A 17,995-nucleotide genomic window follows, 5' to 3' on the forward strand; every position below is an offset into this window, starting at 1 on the left:
ACCACAGCGCGGTGCGACAAAAAAATCAAATCAACCTAAAGTACAGATGAAAACGCTACAGCGCGACATCACTCGCCCTGTAGCGTTTATCACGTTATTACTATTGCAGGTTAAGTAATAAACGCCGCTTAGCTGGTAATAACAAAGTGCTCGCCATCATGGTCAACCTTAATAGTAGCGCCCGGCAACATGGTACCCTGCAATAACGTTTGGGCTAACGGGTTTTCCAGGTGCTGCTGAATTGCCCGCTTTAATGGCCTGGCGCCAAACAACGGGTCAAAACCAACTTCGGCCAGTTTATCCAAGGCGGCCTCGGTTACCTTTAACTCATAATTACGCGCTTGCAGTCTTTGCTCCAGCCGTCCCAACTGAAAACGGGCAATTTGTTTAATCTGAGTGGTATCCAATGGGTGAAACACAACAGCTTCATCCAGCCTGTTCAAAAACTCTGGCCGGAATTGTTTGCTTAAGACATCCATCAACATATTTTTCATCTGCTGATAACTGTATTCCTGATAATGCTCCTGAATTAAATCAGAGCCCAGGTTAGAGGTCATGATAATAACCGCATTCTTAAAGTCGACTGTCCGGCCCTGGCCATCAGTTAAACGCCCGTCATCTAAAACCTGCAGCAAAATATTGAACACATCCGGATGGGCTTTCTCTACTTCGTCCAGCAAGATCACGGAATAGGGTTTACGTCTTACCGCTTCCGTCAAGTAGCCGCCTTCCTCGTAGCCCACATACCCCGGAGGCGCACCAACCAGCCGTGACACGGCATGCTTCTCCATAAATTCAGACATATCAATCCGAACCATATTATCGGGGCTGTCGAACAAGAACTGAGCCAGTGATTTGGTCAGCTCCGTTTTGCCGACGCCGGTAGGCCCCAGAAACAAAAAAGAGCCGATAGGTTTATTCGGATCGGCCAACCCCGCCCGGGAACGCCGAATAGCGTTTGCCACAGCCGCAACGGCTTCGTGTTGTCCCACTACGGTATTGTGTAATGCCTCTTCCATCCTCAATAACTTGTCACGCTCACCTTCGAGCATTTTACTGACCGGAATGCCGGTCGCTTTTGACAACACATCGGCAATTTCCTGCTCAGTCACTTTATGGCGCAGCAGCGTCATTTCCTGCATTTCTGCCTGACTGGCTAAATCGAGCCTCTTCTCCAACTCTGGAATACGACCGTACTGCAACTCAGACATCCGTTGCAAATCACTAACCCGCCTGGCAACCTCTAAATCAAGCCGGGCCTGCTCTAACTCCGCTTTGATATTCTGGGTACCCTGCAAGGCGGCCTTCTCTGACTCCCAGACTTCGTCCAGTTCGTTATAGTTAGCGTCCAGCTCCTGAATTTGCTCCTGGATAATTTCCCGCCGTTTTTTACTGCCCTCATCAGACTCTTTTGCCAGCGCATTGTCTTCCAGTTTCAACTGAATGATCCGTCGCTCCAACCGGTCTAGTTCTTCGGGTTTTGAGTCCATTTGCATCCGGATGCTGGACGCGGCCTCATCAATTAAATCTATTGCTTTGTCCGGTAGCTGCCGATCACTGACATAGCGGTTTGACAAGGTTGCGGCAGCAACAATTGCCGGATCAGTAATTTCCACCGCATGGTGTAACTCGTAGCGCTCTTTTAAACCACGTAAAATGGCAATGGTATCTTCCACTGTAGGCTCTTCTACCAGTACTTTTTGAAAACGCCGCTCCAGCGCAGCATCTTTTTCAATGTACTTGCGATACTCATCTAAGGTAGTAGCGCCAAGGCAATGCAGCTCACCGCGCGCCAGGGCAGGTTTTAGCATGTTACCCGCGTCCATGGCGCCTTCCGCTTTACCGGCGCCAACCATGGTATGAATTTCATCAATAAATAGAATGACCTGACCTTCTTCTTTAGCCAGTTCATTTAGTACGGCTTTTAAGCGCTCTTCAAATTCGCCCCGATACTTAGCACCCGCCAGCAAAGAGCCCATATCAAGCGACAGCACCCGTTTATTTTTCAAGCCCTCAGGGACTTCTTTATTAATTATCCGCAGTGCCAACCCTTCGACAATGGCGGTTTTACCTACGCCTGGTTCACCGATCAGAACCGGGTTATTTTTGGTGCGCCGCTGCAATACCTGAATACAACGCCGGATCTCTTCATCGCGGCCAATAACCGGATCCAGCTTACCGGCTTCAGCCCGTGCGGTCAGATCGATAGTGTATTTGGTGAGTGCCTGCCGGCTGTCTTCTGCGTTGGGATCATCGACATTCTGGCCAGCCCGGATCTCTTCAATTGCTGACGTGACCTTTTCTTTGCTTACGCCCAGTAAGCGCAGAATATTACCCAGCTCAGTTTTATCTTCGGTTGCCGCCAGCACAAATAATTCACTGGAAATAAACTGATCTTTGCGCTTTTGGGCAAACTTGTCGCATTGCTGTAAAAGCTGAGCAGTCGCTGTTGATAATTGCAGGTTAGTACCCTCGCCCTCTACCCGCGGCAAGCGCTCTATTGCTTTGCTGACTTTAGCGCGCAACTCATTAAAATTAATTGCGATTTTATTAAGTAAATCACGGACGGTTCCCCCCTCCTGATTTAACAAAGCAAACATCAGATGAACGGGTTCAATAAATTGTTGATCCCGCCCTAATGCTAATGATTGCGCATCTGCAATCGCTTCCTGAAATTTACTGGTAAATTTATCTAAACGCATGGCTGGCTCCACATCATGTCACGTTGATGTGTTATAAGATTGGGTGATGCTGGGTAAATATCAAGCAACAAACGTCAAAAAATTGACTTAGATCAGCAAAACTGCAAAACCATAAGCGGCTAATGGCTTAATCAAGCCAGATAGCAGTAGCCATGCGGCCGGTTTGGCCATCGCGTCGGTAGGAAAAAAATGTTGACGTTTGCTGGTAGGTGCAATGCTCAGCGCCATAAATGTTAGTAATACCACAGCGGGCGAGGCGCTGACGTGCCAGCAAGTACAAATCGGCAAACCACTTTCCGCTGGCTCCGGGTATAAATGCGGCGCCAGCGTGCGGATCTTGCCGCATAAAAGCGGCACGAACCTCAGCACCAACTTCAAAAGCATGCTGGCTAATAGCTGGTCCTAGCCAGGCCATACAGGCTTGTGGCTGACTGAATAACTGCACCGTGTTTTCAATAATACCATCACACAAGCCACGCCAGCCGGCATGCACTGCCGCCACTTCCGTGCCCTGCTGGTTGCAAATTAATATTGGTAAACAATCTGCGGTCATCACCGTGCAGATAAGCCCGCTCTGACGGCTGAAACTGGCGTCAGCGTTGCCACTGGTAACCGCTGATGATGACAGGGTTATACAACGCGTACTATGGGTCTGATTAAGCCAGACCGGCTGGCCGGGCATACCAGCCTTGCTTTGAAACTGTTGCCGGTTGCGTCTGACCGCTTCGACGCAATCACCAACATGCTCCCCTAGATTTAAACTCTGAAAAAGCCCTTCTGAGTACCCGCCATGGCGGGTAGAGCTGATGGCTTTAACGTTTTCCGGCGCTGGCCAGACAGGTTTAATCAACTCAGACCTGATAAACTCAGACATAGCCAACTCAGGCTTCGTCCATACCATGCAACAGGGTATCTGCGCGTAATGCGGCATTCAGCTCAACTAAATCAGCAGGCAATGGCGCATGCCATTCTAATATTTCACTGGTAATAGGATGAGCCAAACGTAGCATCGCCGCGTGCAAAGCCTGGCGCTTAAAGTTACGCATCATCACCAGTAAACTCTCCGCAGCTTTACGTGGCGGCCGCGGCCGGCCACCATATACCGGATCACCGACCAGTGAGTGATTAATAAACGCCATATGCACCCGGATTTGATGAGTACGGCCTGTTTCCAGACGCAAACGTAATCGGGTATGGCCCCGGTATTTCTCCATAACCCGGTAATGTGTCACGGCTGGCTTGCCGCCATCAATCACTGCCATTTGGGTCCGTTTGGTCTGGTGACGGCCAATTGGTTGATTAACAAAACCACCGCCGGTCATCTTGCCATAACAAATGGCTTCGTATTCACGGGTAATTTCCCGTGCCTGCATTGCCTCAACCAGATGGGTTTGCGCCGGGATCGTTTTTGCAACCACCATTAAACCGGTGGTATCTTTATCGAGACGATGAATAATACCTGCGCGGGGTACTTCTGCAATTGACGGGCAGTGGTGTAGTAAAGCGTTGAGCAAAGTGCCGTCGGCATTACCTGCACCGGGGTGCACCACCAGGCCTGCAGGTTTATTTATCACCAGAATATGCTCATCTTCATGCAGAATATCCAGCGCAATTTGCTCGGCACCAAAACGTTGCTCCTCGACAATATCTGCAACAATATCAACCTGCTCGCCACCAACCACTTTAAACTTTGGCAGGTTTTGCACACTCTGATCCAGCTGCACTGCATCGGCCAGGATCCACTCTTTTAACCGCGATCGAGAATAATCCGGGAACATTTCTGCTAAAACCTGATCTAAGCGCATACCATAAAAGTGGTCAGGGACGATTTGTGAAAGTTTTATCTGTTTTGTCATGACGGAAGCAGTTATCCTGTGTGCAACCCCAACTTATCTGGGGTAGAATCGCATTAGCGGTTATTTTAGCGATTTTACGCCCGACTAGACAGCCATTTAGCCAAGTAGTTACGGATTTTTACATGAAAGCGAATTTTTTACTGATAGTAGTGGTTTTTTTAGCGTTAAGCGCCTGTGCTGGCAAGCCTGCTCAGCCAGATCCTAGCAGTCAAACGGCCCAGGCCATGTATCAGCAGGCCAAAGAAGTGTTAGATAACGGTTTGTATAACAGAGCAGTTGAGCTGTTGCAGGCGGTGGAGTCGCGCTATCCGTTTGGTCCTCTGGCGCGTCAGGTTCAACTGGATTTAATTTACGCTTACTACAAATCTGGAAATTTGCCGCAGGCATTGGCCAGTATTGACCGTTTTATCCGGCTTAATCCGAATCAACCAGATTTGGATTACGTTTACTATATGCGGGGTTTGGCTAACTTAAAAGCGGATGAAAATAGTTTTCAGGAGTTTTTTGGCGTTGACCGCGCCGACCGTGATTTAAGCAGTACCAGACAAGCATTTGATGATTTTAAAATTCTGGTCACCAATTACCCACAGAGTAAATACAGTGGCGAAGCTAAAGAACGGATGGTGCATATCAAAGATACCTTGGCCCGGCATGAACTATTAATCGCTGATTATTATATGCGCCGTGGTGCGTTTCTGGCAGCGGCTAACCGTGGCAAGTATATTGTTGAATACTATCGTGACTCACCTCACGTCGAGCAAGCGCTCGAGGTGATGGTTGAGAGCTACGATAAGCTTGGTCTGGAAAAACTGAAGAACGATACGTTTAAAGTGCTTAAGCTAAATTTTCCGGCTAATAACCGTTTCTGATCCGATGAAGCCCCGGTTACCGGGGCTTTTCAATTGGGCTAAGCGGCGCCGTCAAATTGCCTCCAGAGCGTCTGCCAGTTTAGCCACCGCAACCACCTCCATCCCACTGATTGGCTCCTTGGGCTTATTACCAAGTGGCACAATAGCCCGTTTAAAGCCATGTTTTGCTGCCTCTTTCAGGCGCTCGATACCACTGGGCACCGGCCTGATTTCTCCGGCTAATCCGACTTCGCCAAACACCACTAAATCATTTGGTAATGGCCTATCCCGAAAGCTGGATACTAATGCCAGTAAGGTGGCTAAATCAGCGCTGGTTTCATTTACCTTGACACCGCCAACCACGTTAACAAATACATCCTGATCCGCCATTTGAATACCGGCATGACGATGCATTACGGCCAGTAACATTGAAATCCGGTTTTGTTCCATACCCAGGGTGACCCGACGCGGATTATTTAACGGGGAGTGATCTACCAGCCCCTGGATCTCTACTAATAATGGCCGGGTACCTTCCCACAATACCATCACAATACTGCCAGACTGATCTTCTTTACCCCGGGTTAAAAAGATCGCAGAAGGATTCTTCACCTCTTTCATGCCCTGGCCGGTCATGGCGAATACGCCAAGTTCATTAACCGGACCAAAGCGGTTCTTATTGCCACGCAAGGTACGATAGCGACTGTCAGTATCACCCTCCAGCATGACTGAGCAATCAATACAATGCTCCAGTACTTTCGGGCCGGCCAGCGAGCCATCTTTCGTTACGTGGCCAACCATAATAATGGCAATATTATATTGTTTGGCGAAACGGGTTAAAAACGCGGCGCTCTCTCTTACCTGTGACACACTGCCAGGAGCTGACTGAATATCGGCCAGATGCATCACCTGAATAGAGTCAATCACCATAATCCGTGGTTTTTCCTGCTGGGCCAGTAAACATACCGTTTCAACATTCGTCTCAGCCAGCATATTCAGTTTACTGCTGGGTAAGCCTAAGCGCTGCGCCCGCATGGCAACCTGTTGCAACGACTCTTCACCCGTGACATAGAGCGCACTCCCCTGCTCTGCCAGACCGCACATTAACTGCAACAGCAGGGTACTTTTACCCGCCCCGGGCGCACCGCCAATTAAGATGGCAGAACCCGGCACAATACCGCCGCCAAGCACCCGGTCAAATTCAGCAAAGCCCGAACTAAACCGTGGGACGTCTTGCAAGTCAACTTCGTCCAGCCGCATCACTCTGGCTTGGGCAGCACCGGCATAACCCTGGCGGGTACCTGACGTTTTAGCTGTACCCAGCCGCACCTCGGAAATACTGTTCCAGGCACCACATTCGCTGCATTGACCTTGCCAACGCATAAAGTCGGCGCCACACTCATTACACACGTATGCCGTTTTTACTTTTGCCATTATCAAAAATCCTAATTTGAAAGAAAGGCATAGATATTGCTTTTCAATTTATAACCACGTAGCGTACTACGATTATAACCAGAAGGCGCCTGAATTTTGGCATCTGAATAACGAAACTATGACCACTGAAGACCTGAAAGAGTACGTTGAAATAATTGAGCGCATGAAAAGCCTGATAAACTCTGCAGAGTTTGATCAGGTTTTCAGCTCGCTTACCTCAGACCTGCCCAAATCTAAACAGTTTCTGTTGAAAATGGAATTAAAACGTATGGCTCAGCCATGCGATTATTTTATCGATTTACGCGGCCACGTCGATGGCGAAGTCCGACCCTTTGTTTATCGTGACAAAACCCATTACATGGACGATAACGCCATTCAGATATTTGAAAGTGGTATCAAACAATATGGCGGTTATACCCTGGGTGTTTATGAAGACGTATTAAACGCCGACAATAACTTTCGGGTCATCCACAAGAAAGAAACTGCGCAGCGGGTTAAGTCTGGATTAAAAGGTAATGACGCACCCGATGGCCCCCCAAGCGGCAGTTCAGCCGAGCAAGATAAAGCTAAACTAATTACCTTTGGTCATTACGTCAGCCGCACTGAAGAGCGAATGAATTTTGGTATCGATGTCGACATTAAAGTTAATGACAGTCGGTTTGTTGCCACCACCAGCGATCTGTCAATCTCAGGTTGTAAGTTAAAAATTCCCAAAGGCCGAACCGCAAACGCCGGTGATACAGTAACCATTAATTTTACGGGTCTGGAGCAGGAATTCACCCTCGATATCCCTGAAGGTATCCAATATCAGCTGGTCGATATTGAACAGCTCGATAAAGTAAATTACTGGCGCTTAAAAAAGCTGCCTTCAGAGCAAGACCAGGTTTTCAGTAACTTCCTCCAAAAATTTATTCATGGCAATAAACGGCGCTATAAAGTCAATCTTGATAACACCACCGACGCTGTTACTACCAAAGGATATGAACAGTTTTATTTGCCCAGGTTAAATAGCCTGCCAGTATATCTTGCTGTTAATGAGGGCGCGGTTAGCCCACGTTTTGCGTTGACCACCGATTATAACAAGTCGGTATGGCATTATTTTCTGGATGAACAACAACGCTCAGTCCTGATAACGTTGCTGACAGTCAAACGCCTTAAACATTTGCTCGCCCAACCCGGACCGGAGCGCTCTACTATCCTTTATTGCTTTACCCATGCCGCCAAAGGAAAATTATATTATTACTCAGCCACCGCAGAAGAATTGCTGGCCGCGCCGGAATTACGTGATACTTTCTTTGGTTTTGGCGCTGCCAAACCTAGCTGGCGGGTTTTTCATTTAAACCTGATAAAAACCACGGCCCAGTATGCTACGGCTAACTTTACGTTACCCGAGTCACCACAGAAGCCTGATGCCAGCCCGGCCAAAGCGGCGATAACGCCGCTGGTACAGGGCGTAATAAAAAATCTGCGCTACATTGCCGGCCTAACCGATATTAGCGCCAATAATGCGACTAACTATCAGCAATATACTTATAACCCCGCCCATCTGGCGAAGTTAAATCAGTTTGGTCATAGAAAACTACCACAAGTACCGCCATGCGAGGCTGTACCTGTCCAATATATTAATCTGCGGGCTGAATCGCGCTATTTATATAAAACGACGGTGCAGCTGAGACACAACGAACAGCTGGTTGGCGGATTTACCCGTGATTTCTCTACCGGTGGTTTACAAATAGAAACAATTCAGCCGGTGCAGTATAAAAAAGGGGATATTATTGCGCTGGATTTAGTTGACCTGCAAAAGATAACCAATAAACACCAGTTAACCCAATTGCCTTATGAAGTAATGGCAGTAAGTAAAAGTCAGAGCATCATGAATTTGAAAGCGCTGGCTACTGAAGCGAACCATACGGGTAAGCAATTTTTCCAACAGTTAATTCAGAATAACCGGGCAAAATTGACCCTTGCCGAAGAAACCCCTAAGTACCCTGGTTTATCTGAAGCACTGCGCAACATGTACTTAAAATCACTGAATAACTTCGCGTTCTACCTGCACCGAAAAGGCATCCGCTATGAACTGAATGTGATTGCTCAGGGTGCTTCACCCAATGCGCTGCATACTTTGCTGTTGCAACACAGCAATCAGGGAACGCTGGACTTAGAATTGTTATTGAAAAACAGCACCGCCAACCTGCAATTTGCCCAGCAGCTTAAAGCAATGAAACGCTTTGATCCCCCCAAAAGCTATGAGCTATATATTAAAGCGCCACGCGCATCTTCTGCATCATCAACGGCTTTAGAAAGCTTTTATGATTATGAATTCAGCGATGAACAACAAAAGCAGGCATTCATCAAGAATGCATTACGCGAAGCCACGTTATTTGCGTTTCGCTTGTTTTTGTCCCGCACAGGACGTCCAGATACCGACTATATTGCCAAGGAAATTAGTTACATCAGTGTTTATGCTATTCACAGGGCGAAAACCCTGGAGGAAGAGCTATGGAGCGTAGCAGGCGTAGGTGATGCGGTAGATATCAGTAAAGAACTGGCCTGGCGTTACGGTAGCATAGCGCATGCCGAGGATGATAATTTACGCCAGCAGCGATTAAACAACAGCAAAAGCCGTTGAAGGTAGCGGGATAGATAGCCAGTATCAGTTGCCCAGATTAAGCAGCCACTGGTTAATCTGCTTAAAGTGATCTTCGCTGGCGCTTGGGTGGGTCAGCATAGAAATATGATCGTAGTCCTGTAAATGGCCTTGTGCACGTCCCAGTAAGGTATATTTACTCTGTTGCTGGCCAGTTTCCTGCATAAAATGCTGCACATCAGCCGGGTGGCCAAGTAAGGTATCGTTTACCGCAGCAAAGTGCCAACTTGGTGGCCACGGTGTTTGCTGACCCGCTCTGGCATAATCAAAACCGTCCGTTATATCGGCAAAAGGCGCCCCTTTAATCCAGTTGATTGTATCGGACAAAAACGCTGTCGGCTCATTATCAGCACCCAGCCGCCATTGTCTGGCCGGCACATACCCATATTTTTTCCCCAACCAAGGCGCGAAGCGATTCCAGACCCAGTCAATTTTGATTTTTCGCTCCAGGCTCCGGACGCTGATCACCCTTTTGGTTCCAAAATAGATTTTAGCCCTGACTTTACTGATTAACTCTGGAAAGCGAGCCAGTGATGCGGCTAAAAGCACGCCTCCCCAAGAGTGAGCAACAATGGTTAAAGGCTGCTGATGCTGCTGATAGACAAAATCAATTAATGCCGGAATATCCCGGGTAATAACCTGATGTTGGTTTTGCTCAAACCCGGTAACCAGTTGCGGTTGCGATAAACCGCGGCCGGCAAAATCTGCGCAGTAGCCAATAAACCCCTGGTCGGCCAGAAAACAAGCTAAACCTTTACCTGAATGGCTGTAAAAAATGCGACCATTTTCAAGCGCGCCGTGCAAAAACAGGATCGGACTTAATGACTGCTGCAGCGGTATTAAACGTCGTAAATGCAACTGATACTGCTGCAAATCGACATACATTGAGCTTTGCTGATGCTTCATGCACAGTCCAGTAAATACAATAGCTGCAACAATGACCCCTGATTAATTCTGGCTGATGCGGCTTGCTGTACTTTAGGTTTTGCATGAAATGCCACGCCAAGTGCTGCCGTTTTAAGCATAGGTAAGTCATTGGCACCATCACCAATCGCCACGGTTTGGCTGTGGGCGATACCAAACCGCCCGGCTAACTCACTAACGGCCCGGGCTTTAGTGCTAGCATCAACAATATCCCCTATCACTTTACCGGTTAATATGCCGTTATCAATCTCCAGTACATTAGCAAAGGTCGCGTTTAACCCCAGGCGTTGTTGCAGCAAATCGGTAAAGTACGTGAAGCCACCAGAGGCGATAGCTACCCGCCAATTCTGTTGCTGCAACCGGCTTACCAGAGCAACTAATCCAGGCATTAGCGGTAAATCATTAGCAACTTGCTGCAACACGGATTGTGGCTCACCTTTTAATGCAGCTACCCGCTGAATTAAACTGGCAGCGAAATCCAGTTCACCGTTCATTGCACGGGCAGTTACCGCCGCTACCTGAGGACCAACCCCGGCCAGAGCAGCAATTTCATCAATACATTCAATAGTAATGGCCGTTGAGTCCATATCCATCACCAACAGGCCAGGTTCAGACAATTTGACCTGCTTATCAAGATAGACCAGTTCAACATTCTGCTCAGTCGCTAAACGATACAACTGCTGAAGCTGCTGTGCCGATAACATTCCTGTCAGCTGGATAAGCAGACCTGCTGGCAATTCGGGATGGGGCTGCAGCAGTGAAACCTTTAACCCGCAATCAGCTGGCAGTAACACAGCAATTCCATGCAGCAGCGAACCGTCGACTGGTTTGCCAAACAAACGGATTGAACAGTGGCTCAACAACAAAGGAGTATACTGAATAGCTTCAGATTCAGGGAACAAAGGTACTGCCTGCTCTGTCTGCAACTGCAGATGTTCGCCTTCGGCCTGAAACCAGAAAGCAGTTTGCTGAGCCAGAAGCGCGGCAATATCAGCACTGGTCAGCTGCGCCGGACTGACGGTTATTAAGAACGACAATGGGTAACCTATACTTGGAGTTAATACCATGGCATGCTTAGCGTATCAGAGCCAGCAGCAGTATGTTTAAAAAAATATGCAGAACAATATCGCAATACCGAGTTCCACTTCAAGTTTTATTAAGCTGGTTCAATTGGCTATTGCGGTCGCTGGTATCTGGTTTGTGCTGCATAGCTGGGTGAAAACCAGCAATCAGGGCCAGGCTATTTTGCAAAGCCAGGCAGAACAACTGATGCGGGAAAATCTGAAAACCCTCTCCCAGGCCGCAGCCTACCTGATCGAGCATGATCAACTGGATGGTCTGGAACAACTTACTCAGAATATTGCAGCCAGTCCATTTTTATACGACGTGGTATTCTACGATAGTAACGGTGTGCGGATAAGCTGGTCTGAAGCCAGTGCGGCAGCGCGGTTGATGTACGGTAAATTCGCCAGCCAGCCGCTGGTGCCAATGGTTCAGGAAATTCGCAGCCAGCAACAATTACTCGGTTATATTAAGATTAGTCTGCAACCTGATACAAAACTGAACCCCAGTTTTGCCCGCTGGCAGAAGCTGATGCAGCAGTTACTGCTGTTGTTACTGGTTACCGGTTTAACCGGCTATTTGCTGCGCCGCAGTTTCTCACGTCTGTCACGCCATGGTATTCGCTTACACAAGCCTTAACACTGCTGCAGTATTTTGCCAAAGTGCAGCTGCCAGCGCTGAGCGGCTTTCACTTCGTAATTGACAGAACGTATCAAATACATCGATTAGCCTGGCGGGTGTATTAATCTGCCCCTGCGAGCCAGCCAAGGGCATTGCCGGTGCATCGGTTTCCAGCACAAAGCTGTTTAGCGGTAACTTTTGGATACTGTTGCGGGTTTTTCTGGCTCGCTCATAAGTAATAGTGCCGCCAATACCCAGCTTGAAACCACGATCTAAAAAGGCAGCAGCTTGCTGCTGACTGCCGGAAAAGGCATGTAAAATACCGCCCTCATCAAACTGCTGTCGTTTCAGCTCTGCCAGCAATTGCGGCTGGCTTTTACGATGATGCAATATTACGGGTTTAGTGTGCTTTTTTGCCACAGCAAGTTGAGACTCAAACAACTGTTGCTGAATAGCAAAAGTATTTTCGGCTAAGGCGAAATCCAGACCAATTTCGCCTACCGCACAGACGTTATCTGCCTGCTGTCGGATGAGCTGATCCAACCGCGCGACATCAAGCAAAGTATGCTTAGCTGCCCACCAGGGATGAATACCTAAAGCTATATGCCAGGCGGGTTGTTCTGTATGCAAGTTAAGTAAGTTAGACCAGGCAGCAGGTGCAACCGCCGGGATAACTAACGCCGCTACTCCCACTTGCTGAGCCTGTCGCCACAGGCTGTCTTGCTCCTTTGCAAGTTCAGGTAAATCAAAATGACAGTGGCTGTCAATTAACCGCAACGATGCTGCAGGCTCTGCAATCAGGGACATAACCGTTCAATCTGCCACGGGGGTGTAGCATCAGCATTAGCTGTTCTGCTATACATAAAGCGATCATGCAACCGGTGCTCGCCACCTTGCCAGAATTCTATTTTATGAGGCCTGACTAAAAAGCCGCCCCAGAACGACGGCAAAGGAACCTCGCCATGCGCAAATTTGTGTTTTATCTCGGCAAATTTTTGTAGCAATACCTGCCGGGTAGATACTGGCCGGCTTTGCTCTGACGCCCAGGCAGCAAGCTGGCTTTCTTTAGGTCTGGACAAAAAATACTTTAACACCTGGCTATCGGGCACACGCTCTGCCGTACCATATACAATAACCTGGCGCTCCAGCGGGTGCCAGGGAAAGTGCAGCGATACTTTAGGGTTTGCTGACAGCTCAGTTGCTTTTCGACTGCCCAGATTAGTGTAAAAGGTAAAACCCTCCTCACTAACGTCTTTAAGCAACACCAGCCGCTGTGATGGCTGACCATCACTATCGACACTCGCCACACACATCGCAGTCGGGTCCGGTAACTCTGCAGCAATAGCATCCTTTAGCCAGAGTTCGAACTGCGCGATCGGATTGCTGTTAAGCTTGTCCAGCTCCAGCTTATCTTTGGTATAACTGCGGCGAATATCATCAATTTTCATTACATGCGCTCCATGACCTCTATCCCCAGCAAATCCAAACCTTGCTGCAGCACCTTAGATGCTAAAATACTGAGCATTAAACGGCTGTTACGTATTTCTGGTTCAACGCCCTCTTTTAAAATTGGACACGCTTCATAAAAGCTCATATATAAACTGGCCAGTTCGTACAGATAATTACAAAGCAAATTAGGTTGGGCGTCTTTTATGACCATTTGCAATGTTTCTTCTAAGCGCAATAACTTCACCGCTAACTGTTTTTCCTGCACAGACTGCAACAGAATATCAGCCTGGAAATTCTCAGTGGCATCAGCTTTGCGTAAAATACTGCGTACCCGGGTATATGCATATTGCAGATACGGGGCAGTAGCACCTTCAAAACTGAGCATAGCATCCCAGCTAAAAATATAATCACTGGTTCGGTTTTTAGATAAATCGGCAAACTTTACTGCGCCAATACCAACCTTATTAGCGATATCAGCAACCTCAGCTGCGGTTAACTCTGTCGCTTTTTCCTGTAACACCGTATTGGCCCGAACCACTGCTTCCTCCAGCAAATCAGCAAGTTTTACCGTGCCACCGCTGCGGGTTTTAAAGGGTTTACCATCTTCTCCCATCATGGTGCCGAAAGGGCAATGATCGTAAGCAGTACTATCACGCAGATAACCTGCTTTGCGGGAAACCAGCTCCACTTGTTTAAAATGCAGCGCCTGACGAGCATCAGTAAAAATAATAATCCGATCGGCAGATAATTCGTGGCTGCGGTACTGGCATGCGGCTAAGTCAGTGGTGGAATACAAAAAGCCACCACCGGTTTTCTGAATAATAAATGGCGAAGGATTTCCTTCTTTATCAGCCAGCTCGGCTAAGAACACCACCAGCGCGCCCATACTTTCTACAGCAAGTTTTTGCTGCTTTAAATCATCCACAATGCCATGCAACATGCTGTTATAAGCACTTTCCGGTTTAATATCAGCGTGCTTTAGCGTCACATTAAGCTTGTGGTATACCTCGTCGCTGTGCTTGATGGAGGTATCAATAAATAACTGCCATAGTTTCTGACAATGCTCATCACCGCTTTGCAGCTTTACCACATACTGACGCGACTTATCGGCAAATCCGGCTTCATCATCAAAACGCTTTTTAGCTTCGCGATAAAAGTCTTCCAGATCTGCTAAAGCCACCTGCTCTAAATCGATCCCGGCTGCCAGTTTATCTTCGAGGTGTGCTATCAGCATGCCAAACTGGGTACCCCAATCGCCCATATGATTCTGGCGGATAACTTTATCGCCCCAGAATTCAAGAGTACGAACCACAGCGTCACCAATAATGGTTGAGCGTAAATGGCCGACATGCATCTCTTTGGCTAAATTAGGCGCAGAGTAATCCACCACTACAGTTTGTGGTTGTGGGTTAACACTAACGCCGAGACGTTTATCTGCAGCGGCTTGTGTTAATTGCATCGCCAACCAGTCAGCTTTAAGTGAAACGTTAATAAAACCCGGGCCGGCGATTTCTGCTTTTTCAGCAATGTCAGACAAATCCAGTAAGGCCAGTAATTTATTTGCAAGCTCTCTGGGGTTGGTTTTTAATAACTTTGCAGCGCTCATTGCCCCGTTAATCTGGTACTCACCAAATTCAGGCCGGGTACTCTGGGTAACAGCAGGATTGGTGCCTTCTGGCAATCCCAGTGTATTGAAAGCGACTAAGGTTCTGTCAGTAAGAAGTTGCTTAATATTCATAATACCGGCCTGTTAATGTTCACGGGTCTTCTGGAAGGAAATTTTCGGATAGCGTTCAGTGGCCAGATTCAGATTTACCATCGTCGGCGCGATATAGGTCAGGTTATCACCACCATCCAGCGCCAGATTAGCACTGGCCTTATTCTGAAACTCCTGCAAGGCTTTGCCATCAGTGCTATATACCCAACGGGCCGTTGCTACGTTGACACTTTCGTAGATAGCATCAACATTGTATTCAGATTTGAGCCGGCTAACCACCACATCAAATTGCAACACGCCCACCGCTCCAACAATTAAATCGTTAGTGTCCAGTGGCCGAAATACCTGCACCGCACCCTCTTCAGATAATTGCACTAAGCCTTTTAACAGCTGCTTTTGTTTTAACGGGTCGCGTAAACGAATGCGCCGGAACAACTCTGGCGCGAAATTTGGAATGCCACTGAATTGCATATCTTCACCGGTGGTGAAGGTATCGCCAATTTTAATGGTGCCGTGGTTATGCAATCCGATAATATCACCAGGGTATGCTTCATCCAGATGCTCACGATCGCCAGCGAGGAACGTTAAAGCTTGCGGAATAAGCACATCTTTACCAATCCGCACGTGCCTTACCTTCATGCCTTTTTCATATTTGCCCGAAACAATTCGTAGAAAAGCCACCCGGTCCCGATGTTTAGGGTCCATATTGGCCTGAATTTTAAATACGAAGCCACTAAAGCCGTTTTCAACCGGTTCAACCTTGCGGCTATTCGTTAAACGTGACTGAGGTTTGGGCGCCCATTCGGTAAGGCCATCAAGCATATGGTCAACACCAAAGTTACCCAGTGCAGTACCAAAAAATACCGGGGTCAATTCACCTTTTAAAAATAAGGCCTTATCAAACTCATTACTGGCCCCCTGAACCAGCTCCATTTCATCTCGTAATTGCTGGGCATAATAACCAATCCGTTTGTCTAACTCTGGGTTATTCAGGCCTTTGATCACATCAAGATCCTGAATGGTGTGGCCCATGCCCGATTTATACAAAATAACTTCATCACGCAGAATATGATAAACGCCTTTAAATTCCTTACCTGAGGCAATAGGCCAGGTGATCGGCGCACAGGCGATTTTCAGCACACTTTCTACTTCATCCAGCAGATCAACAGGGTCGCGAATATCACGATCCATCTTATTCATAAAGGTAATAATTGGCGTATCACGCAGCCGGGTGACTTCCATTAGCTTAATGGTCCGGTCTTCAACACCCTTAGCGCCATCAATTACCATTAAACAGGAGTCTACTGCGGTTAAAGTACGGTAAGTATCTTCCGAGAAATCTTCGTGACCAGGGGTATCAAGCAGGTTTACCAGACAATCATTATACGGAAATTGCATTACCGAAGTGGTAACCGAGATACCCCGCTCCTTCTCCATTTCCATCCAGTCTGAGGTGGCAAACTGACCAGATTTTTTACCTTTTACCGTACCCGCTCTCTGAATAAGATGGCCGAACAACAATACTTTTTCAGTAATGGTGGTTTTACCGGCATCCGGGTGGCTGATGATTGCAAAAGTGCGTCTGCTATCAATTTCATGCAGAAATTTATCTTTAGTCATGGTATCCAATATCGGTTAACAACCAGAGCGCTGGCTGGCATAGCAATGAAAAATTATTGTCGGGGATTATAGCAGCATCACTGGCGCTGGCACAGCGTGGGATTAATTTGAAAACCGAAGTGGCAGACACATCATCAGCGCGTCTTCTTTCCCGCTGGCACTGCTGTAGTAGTTTGGCCGACAGCCCGCCTCAATAAAACCAGACTTAGTGTACAAATGAATGGCAGCTTGATTGGACGCTCTGACTTCTAACCAGGCTTCTGTTGCATCACGCAGCTCAGACTGACTAATAAAATGAGCAAGCAACTTACCACCCAAACCCTTGCCTTGCTGATCGCGACGAACACAAATATTAAACAGCTGGCTTTCAATCGCAATAAACTGACCAAAGTAAAAACCGAGCAACTGCTCGTTTTCGAAAATACCGAAGTTGAAATACTGGCTACCAAAGCAGGATTTAAACACGCCCTCAGTCCAGGGATAAGGATTTGCTGCCGTTTCAATCAACAGTAAAATAGGAATATCGGCGGTAGTGAGTGCTTTAATCAGCATCGTCAACCTGCAAAGATTGCAGCAATATCCACAGTTGTTTTTTAAGCGCGGCTTGCTGTAATAAAGCAAGAGCCGGTGTAATTAGTGAAGTGTTATTATTGGTTAGCGAACAAACCGAGGCAGTAGGGTCAAGTTGCCAATCTGTAATTGTCGTCAGAGTCAACATCCGTTTTATATCATCGGTTAGCAGCGAATTAGGCGGTTGCTGTAACGCTACCATATCGTTGCTGTTGTCAGGAGCGCACTGTGTATTTATTAATGCTTCAGGAAAAAAACCGGCACGAGGCTGTAATGGCCTTATATTAAGCTGACGAAGTAATTGCGACTGACTTGCTGATATATTCATAATCAAGAGAAGTGGCAGGGGCAGAGGGATTCGAACCCCCAACCATCGGTTTTGGAGACCGCTGTTCTACCAATTGGAACTATGCCCCTAGCGTTGAAGGCGCCATTATACAAAAGCCACCCCAAAGGTAAAGCGAAAAGCTGTACTAGCGCATTCAATTGCATATAAAACGAGCACCCGTCTTTACATTATGGTTAATGTAGCATAACCCGGTAGTCAA

General features: G+C 47.5%; 15 protein-coding genes and 1 tRNA gene. 3 read left to right on the forward strand and 13 right to left on the reverse strand.

Annotated elements, in window-relative coordinates; translation table 11 throughout:
• Nucleotides 1-128 precede the first annotated feature (128 nt).
• The 3 genes from clpB to rluD form a co-directional block, all read right to left on the reverse strand.
• On the reverse strand, nucleotides 129-2,702 hold the full coding sequence (gene clpB / locus ABY802_RS03820) for an ATP-dependent chaperone ClpB (protein ID WP_372625685.1): 2,574 nt from the start codon (nucleotides 2,700-2,702) through the stop codon (nucleotides 129-131).
• A gap of 127 nt (nucleotides 2,703-2,829) precedes the next feature.
• The gene (pgeF, locus tag ABY802_RS03825) at nucleotides 2,830-3,576 is read right to left on the reverse strand and encodes a peptidoglycan editing factor PgeF (RefSeq protein WP_372625686.1); all 747 of its coding nucleotides are present in this window, start codon (nucleotides 3,574-3,576) and stop codon (nucleotides 2,830-2,832) included.
• Nucleotides 3,577-3,583: 7 nt separating this feature from the next.
• The gene (rluD, locus tag ABY802_RS03830) at nucleotides 3,584-4,558 is read right to left on the reverse strand and encodes a 23S rRNA pseudouridine(1911/1915/1917) synthase RluD (RefSeq protein ID WP_372625687.1); all 975 of its coding nucleotides are present in this window, start codon (nucleotides 4,556-4,558) and stop codon (nucleotides 3,584-3,586) included.
• Nucleotides 4,559-4,680: 122 nt separating this feature from the next.
• Here rluD and ABY802_RS03835 point away from each other — a divergent pair, with 122 nt between their 5' ends.
• The gene (locus ABY802_RS03835; RefSeq protein WP_372625688.1) at nucleotides 4,681-5,427 is read left to right on the forward strand and encodes an outer membrane protein assembly factor BamD; all 747 of its coding nucleotides are present in this window, start codon (nucleotides 4,681-4,683) and stop codon (nucleotides 5,425-5,427) included.
• A gap of 51 nt (nucleotides 5,428-5,478) precedes the next feature.
• On the opposite strand, the gene radA is transcribed toward ABY802_RS03835, so the two are convergent.
• A complete protein-coding gene (radA, locus tag ABY802_RS03840; protein ID WP_372625689.1) occupies nucleotides 5,479-6,837 on the reverse strand; it encodes a DNA repair protein RadA in 1,359 nt (452 codons plus the stop codon).
• Nucleotides 6,838-6,955: 118 nt separating this feature from the next.
• Between radA and ABY802_RS03845 the strand changes: the two genes are divergently transcribed.
• The gene (locus ABY802_RS03845; RefSeq protein ID WP_372625690.1) at nucleotides 6,956-9,466 is read left to right on the forward strand and encodes a PilZ domain-containing protein; all 2,511 of its coding nucleotides are present in this window, start codon (nucleotides 6,956-6,958) and stop codon (nucleotides 9,464-9,466) included.
• Nucleotides 9,467-9,490: 24 nt separating this feature from the next.
• Here the strand turns inward: ABY802_RS03845 and ABY802_RS03850 are convergent, their stop codons facing one another.
• Together ABY802_RS03850 and serB are read right to left on the reverse strand one after the other, a co-directional pair.
• Nucleotides 9,491-10,390, reverse strand: coding sequence for an alpha/beta fold hydrolase (locus tag ABY802_RS03850; RefSeq protein ID WP_372625691.1), 900 nt, complete (start codon nucleotides 10,388-10,390; stop codon nucleotides 9,491-9,493).
• On the reverse strand, nucleotides 10,387-11,445 hold the full coding sequence (gene serB, locus ABY802_RS03855; protein ID WP_372625692.1) for a phosphoserine phosphatase SerB: 1,059 nt from the start codon (nucleotides 11,443-11,445) through the stop codon (nucleotides 10,387-10,389). Before serB ends, ABY802_RS03850 begins: the two co-directional genes overlap by 4 nt.
• Nucleotides 11,446-11,578: 133 nt before the next feature.
• Here serB and ABY802_RS03860 point away from each other — a divergent pair, with 133 nt between their 5' ends.
• Nucleotides 11,579-12,109, forward strand: coding sequence for an AhpA/YtjB family protein (locus ABY802_RS03860; RefSeq protein WP_372625693.1), 531 nt, complete (start codon nucleotides 11,579-11,581; stop codon nucleotides 12,107-12,109).
• Here the strand turns inward: ABY802_RS03860 and ABY802_RS03865 are convergent.
• From ABY802_RS03865 to ABY802_RS03895, 7 genes are all read right to left on the reverse strand, one after another.
• The gene (locus tag ABY802_RS03865; protein ID WP_372625694.1) at nucleotides 12,095-12,898 is read right to left on the reverse strand and encodes a TatD family hydrolase; all 804 of its coding nucleotides are present in this window, start codon (nucleotides 12,896-12,898) and stop codon (nucleotides 12,095-12,097) included. The two genes, ABY802_RS03860 and ABY802_RS03865, sit on opposite strands and share 15 nt — an antisense overlap.
• Nucleotides 12,889-13,539, reverse strand: coding sequence for a pyridoxamine 5'-phosphate oxidase (gene pdxH / locus ABY802_RS03870; protein WP_372625695.1), 651 nt, complete (start codon nucleotides 13,537-13,539; stop codon nucleotides 12,889-12,891). The genes ABY802_RS03865 and pdxH overlap by 10 nt, the downstream gene beginning before the upstream one ends.
• On the reverse strand, nucleotides 13,539-15,278 hold the full coding sequence (gene argS, locus ABY802_RS03875) for an arginine--tRNA ligase (protein ID WP_372625696.1): 1,740 nt from the start codon (nucleotides 15,276-15,278) through the stop codon (nucleotides 13,539-13,541). Before argS ends, pdxH begins: the two co-directional genes overlap by 1 nt.
• Nucleotides 15,279-15,290: 12 nt before the next feature.
• Nucleotides 15,291-16,877 carry a peptide chain release factor 3 gene (prfC, locus tag ABY802_RS03880; RefSeq protein ID WP_372625697.1) on the reverse strand — a complete coding sequence of 529 codons (1,587 nt, stop codon included), beginning with the start codon at nucleotides 16,875-16,877 and terminating at the stop codon, nucleotides 15,291-15,293.
• Between the two features lie 102 nt (nucleotides 16,878-16,979).
• The gene (rimI, locus tag ABY802_RS03885; protein ID WP_372625698.1) at nucleotides 16,980-17,429 is read right to left on the reverse strand and encodes a ribosomal protein S18-alanine N-acetyltransferase; all 450 of its coding nucleotides are present in this window, start codon (nucleotides 17,427-17,429) and stop codon (nucleotides 16,980-16,982) included.
• Nucleotides 17,419-17,775: a hypothetical protein gene (locus ABY802_RS03890; protein WP_372625699.1), complete on the reverse strand. Its 357-nt coding sequence runs from the start codon at nucleotides 17,773-17,775 to the stop codon at nucleotides 17,419-17,421. Before ABY802_RS03890 ends, rimI begins: the two co-directional genes overlap by 11 nt.
• A gap of 12 nt (nucleotides 17,776-17,787) precedes the next feature.
• Nucleotides 17,788-17,864: transfer RNA gene (locus tag ABY802_RS03895), tRNA-Trp, on the reverse strand.
• Nucleotides 17,865-17,995 lie beyond the last annotated feature (131 nt).

Source organism: Arsukibacterium sp. (assembly GCF_041616895.1).
GTDB lineage: Bacteria > Pseudomonadota > Gammaproteobacteria > Enterobacterales > Alteromonadaceae > Alishewanella.